Genomic DNA, 4,384 nt, shown 5'->3' with positions numbered 1-4,384 from the left:
GATGGAGCAGCACGCTGTACGAAAACGGAATCGGCGTCGACAGGATGCGCTCGCAACCACCAACGGACTTGCCGAGTTCATCGAGTTGCGTCTCGAACATCCAGCACGTCGCGTCACTGCCGGGCCCGCGCCCCAGCGCACGAACGATGCCGCCGCGCAGCTCGTCGAGGATCGCGACCGGCTTGTAGCATTTTCCCCCGAGCGCGGCCGTGCGCTCCGCCCCGAGAATGCGCACCAGGTCGTCGGTGGGATCGGTGTGACGCAGTTGGTGCTTCAGCGCATACGCGAGCGCGATCAGCAGATCGGCGAGCCGGTTGCGCTCGGCGTCGCTCACGCTGTCGGGCAGGTAGCGATGCAGTTGCGACGTCACGGCACGCGCGGCGATCAGCAGGTTGCCCCACAGATGCCGCGCCTCCTTGAAGCGCTCGAAGCTCGCGTTGTTGCGAAACCCGAGGAAGATCGCGAGCGCGAGCCCGAACAGCGTGAACGGCGCGGTGTTCAGCGGAATCTTCTCGCCGAAGATGCGCCCGTTCGTGAAGACCGCCAGCGTGCTGACGATCGCCATGAACACGAGCTGCGGAATGATGGATTGCAGCACGGAGCCGTTCCATACGAACAGCATCCTGAGCCAGTTCTGTCGTGGTCTGACGATCATGATGTTTTCTCGACTGCCAAGGAAATGCGCAACCCGTTGCGCGCTCACCCGATGTGCAACGGCCCGCGCGTGGCGGGCCGCTTTCTATCGGGGTGCCGTGCCGGGCGCCGCGCTGCGCGTGATGATACGCGAGCGCCGCGCCCCGTCACCTCGCTTGCCGCTCAGTGATAGCCGATATCGCCCTCGCGCACCTTGCCGCGGAACACGCGGTACTGCATCGCGTTGTACACGAGGATGATCGGCAGCACGATCACGGTGCCGACCAGCGCGAACAACTGGCTCGAATGGCTCGACGACGCGTCCCAGATCGTCAGCGACGGCGGCACGATGTTCGGCCAGATGCTGATCACGAGCCCCGTGTAGCCGAGGAACACGAGCGCGAGTGTCAGCAGGAACGGCGTGGCCTCGTGCGCACGCTTCACCGTATGGAAGATGCCCCACACGCACGCGATGACCAGGATCGGCACCGGCAGGAACCAGCCGAGGTTGCCGCTGCCGAACCAGCGGTGCGCGACGGCCGGCAGCCCGATCACGGTCCACAGGCTCACCACGCCCATCACCGCGAGCAGCACGCCCGTGAGCGGCTTCATCAGCAACCGCATCTTGCGCTGCAGTTCGCCGTCGACCTTCAAGATCAGCCAGCCGCAGCCGAGCGTCGCATAGGTGACGAGCACGCCGATCCCGCACATCATGCTGAACGGCGACAGCCAGTCGAACGGCCCGCCCGCGAACTGGTTGTTCTCGATCTTGATGCCCTGCAGCAGCGAACCGAGCACGATCCCCTGGCAGAACGCCGCGAGCGCCGAGCCGCCGATGAACGCGAGGTCCCACATGTGCTGCGTGCGGGTGGCTTTCGCACGCAGCTCGAACGCCGCGCCCCGGAAGATCAGCCCGACCAGCATCAGCACCAGCGGCAGGTAATTGGCCGGCAGCAGCGTCGAATACACGACCGGGAACGCGCCATAGAGGCCCGCGCCGCCGAGCACGAGGAACGTCTCGTTGCCGTCCCACACCGGCGCGACGGTGTCGAGCATCACCTGGCGCTCGGCCTTCGCATCGAAGAACGGAAACAGCAGACCGATGCCGAGATCGAAACCGTCCAGCATCACGTAGATGAATACGCCGAGGCCGATGATCGCGGCCCAGACGACAGGAAGATCGATATGCATGGTTACTCCGCCTCGGTGACGTTCAGCGGCGTGGACAGCGCGCTCTTGCGCAGCCCCGGATGCCGGTGCAGTTCGATGTAGCCGGCCTGGGCCGCCGGCCCGCGCTTCATCAGTTTCATCATGTAGTAGATACCCGTTCCGAATACCAGGAAATACACGACCACGAAGACCAGCAGCGACACGCCGACCTGCTGGGCGGTGAGCGGGGAGACCGAGTCGATGGTGCGCAGCACGCCGTACACGGTCCACGGCTGCCGCCCGACCTCGGTCGTGATCCAGCCGGCCAGCAGCGCGACGATGCCCGACGGCCCCATCGCCACCACGAACCACTGGAACCAGCGCGTTTCATACAGGCGCCCGCCCTTTCTCAGCAGCAGCCCGAGCAGTGCGGTGAGCAGCATCAGCATCCCGAGGCCGGCCATGATCCGGAACGTCCAGAAGATGATCGGCGAATACGGGCGGTCCTGCGGCGGGAATTCCTTCAGCCCGCGGATCTCGCCGTCCCAGCTGTGCGTGAGGATCAGGCTGCCGAGGTGCGGCACCTGGATCGCATAGCGCGTGGTTTCGGCCTGCATGTCGGGCAGCCCGACGAGGTTCAGCGCGGTGCCGCCCTTCTCGGTTTCCCACAGCCCTTCGATCGCTGCGATCTTCGCCGGCTGGTATTCGCGCGTGTTCAGCCCGTGCGCGTCGCCGACGACGATCTGGATCGGCGCGAGCACCAGCAGCATCCACAGCGCCATCGAGAAGCTGCGCTTCACCGGCTCGTCGCGGCGCCCCTTCAGCAGGTGCCACGCGCCGCACGCGGCGACGATGAAGCCCGCGACGATGAACGCCGCGATCGTCATATGCACGAGACGGTACGGAAACGACGGGTTGAAGACGATCTTGAACCAGTCGACTGGCACGACGAGGCCGTTCTCGATCTTGTAGCCCTGCGGCGTCTGCATGAAGCTGTTCGACGCGAGAATCCAGAACGTCGAGATCAGCGTGCCGACCGCGACCATCAGCGTCGCGAAGAAGTGCGCGCGCGGGCTGACGCGCTGCCAGCCGAACAGCATCACGCCGAGAAAGCCGGCTTCGAGGAAGAACGCCGTCAGGACTTCATACGTGAGCAGCGGCCCCGTGATGTTGCCCGCGACGCGCGAGAACCCGGCCCAGTTGGTGCCGAACTCGTACGCCATCACGACGCCGGAAACCACGCCCATCCCGAAGCCGATCGCGAAGATCTTCGACCAGAACTGAAACATGGATTTGTAGGCGGCGTCGCCGGTGACGAGATAGCGCCATTCCAGCACTGCCAGGAAGCTCGCCATGCCGATGCTGATCGCGGGGAACACGATGTGGAACGACACCGTGAATGCGAATTGCAATCGGGCGAGATGGAACGCATCGAAGATTTCCATGACCGTAATTTGCTCGTGGTTGTGAGGACGTACGCCCGAAGCAGGAAATCGCGCGACGGCTTGGCGACAACACGTGCGAACACAAACGATCGCTCGCACGGCATCGAAGCGTGAATGACGATATCGCGTTTGCAACGATACTCGCAATCACTCGAACGTGCGCTGAAACTGTGCTGCTTGCGCCGCCGAAGATGTGTGCACGGAAAACATATTCGGCGCCGGCGGGACGCTCAGCTGTACTGCTTTCCGCGTGGCGGCGCTGTGCCTGCGGCGCACTGTTCACTCCACTTAACATCTTATGCAACGCCTGCCCGCGGCGGTAGTGCGCCCTTCGGCGCCCGCCCGGCGGCCTCGATTCCCGTCGTTCGGCGTGCGCGCCGAGCCCGGCCGGCCCGCCGGCCGCCCCGCCTGGAGAAAACCGCATGGAGTCCTGCACTCGCCGTGACGATCCGACCGGCAGCACCGCGTGTCAGGTGACGCGCCACCGTGCCGGCGACGCGCGCGACACCGTCGATCGCGTCGTCGACGAAACCCCGGTTGCACTCGTGTTCAACGGCATCTCGCACACGGTCATGATGGCGACGCCGATCGACCTCGACGCGTTCGGCCTCGGCTTCGCGCTGAGCGAGGGCATCGTCGAGCGCGCGTCGGACGTCTTCGACATCGAAAGCGAATACCGGCCGGGCAGCGCCGAAGTGCGGCTCACCGTATCACAGCAGGCATTCATGGCGCTGAAGGCGCACCGCCGTGCGCTGGCCGGCCGCACGGGCTGCGGCGTGTGCGGCATCGAAAGCATCGCGCAGCTCGACCTGCACCCGCCGCGTATCGCGGCCGCCGGCGCGGCCGCGGGCATCGGCGCCGACGCGATCGCGCGCGCCGCGCATGCGTTGCCGGCCCGGCAGACGCTGATGCGCGAGACGGGCGGCATCCACGCGGCCGCGTGGTGCGACCGCGACGGCGCCGTGCTCGACGTGTTCGAGGACGTCGGCCGCCACAACGCGCTCGACAAGCTGATCGGGCAGCTCGCACGCCGCCGCGCCGACCTGCGCGCGGGCTTCGTGTTCCTGTCGAGCCGCGCGAGCTACGAACTGGTGCGCAAGGCCGCGCGGGTCGGCATCCCGATGATCGCGACGATCTCGGCGCCGACGTCGCTCGCG

4 protein-coding genes are annotated in these 4,384 nt (G+C 66.1%); 1 reads left to right on the top strand and 3 read right to left on the bottom strand.

Annotated features, from left to right (window positions below; genetic code table 11):
- From JMF90_RS26020 to JMF90_RS26010, 3 genes are all read right to left on the bottom strand, one after another.
- The coding region (locus JMF90_RS26020) for a bestrophin family protein (protein ID WP_201325604.1) at positions 1-655 on the bottom strand (655 nt) is incomplete at its 3' end.
- A gap of 161 nt (positions 656-816) precedes the next feature.
- Positions 817-1,824: a cytochrome d ubiquinol oxidase subunit II gene (gene cydB, locus JMF90_RS26015; RefSeq protein WP_027807756.1), complete on the bottom strand. Its 1,008-nt coding sequence runs from the start codon at positions 1,822-1,824 to the stop codon at positions 817-819.
- A gap of 2 nt (positions 1,825-1,826) precedes the next feature.
- The gene (locus tag JMF90_RS26010; RefSeq protein ID WP_027807757.1) at positions 1,827-3,227 is read right to left on the bottom strand and encodes a cytochrome ubiquinol oxidase subunit I; all 1,401 of its coding nucleotides are present in this window, start codon (positions 3,225-3,227) and stop codon (positions 1,827-1,829) included.
- Between the two features lie 422 nt (positions 3,228-3,649).
- On the opposite strand from JMF90_RS26010, the gene fdhD reads away from it, so the two are divergent.
- The coding region (fdhD, locus tag JMF90_RS26005; RefSeq protein ID WP_201325603.1) for a formate dehydrogenase accessory sulfurtransferase FdhD at positions 3,650-4,384 on the top strand (735 nt) is incomplete at its 3' end.

Origin of the sequence: Burkholderia sp. E168m23 (assembly GCF_016586125.1) — a bacterium.
In the GTDB taxonomy this organism is placed as follows: Bacteria; Pseudomonadota; Gammaproteobacteria; order Burkholderiales; family Burkholderiaceae; genus Burkholderia; species Burkholderia orbicola.
This window is presented reverse-complemented; position numbering and strand designations above follow the sequence as displayed.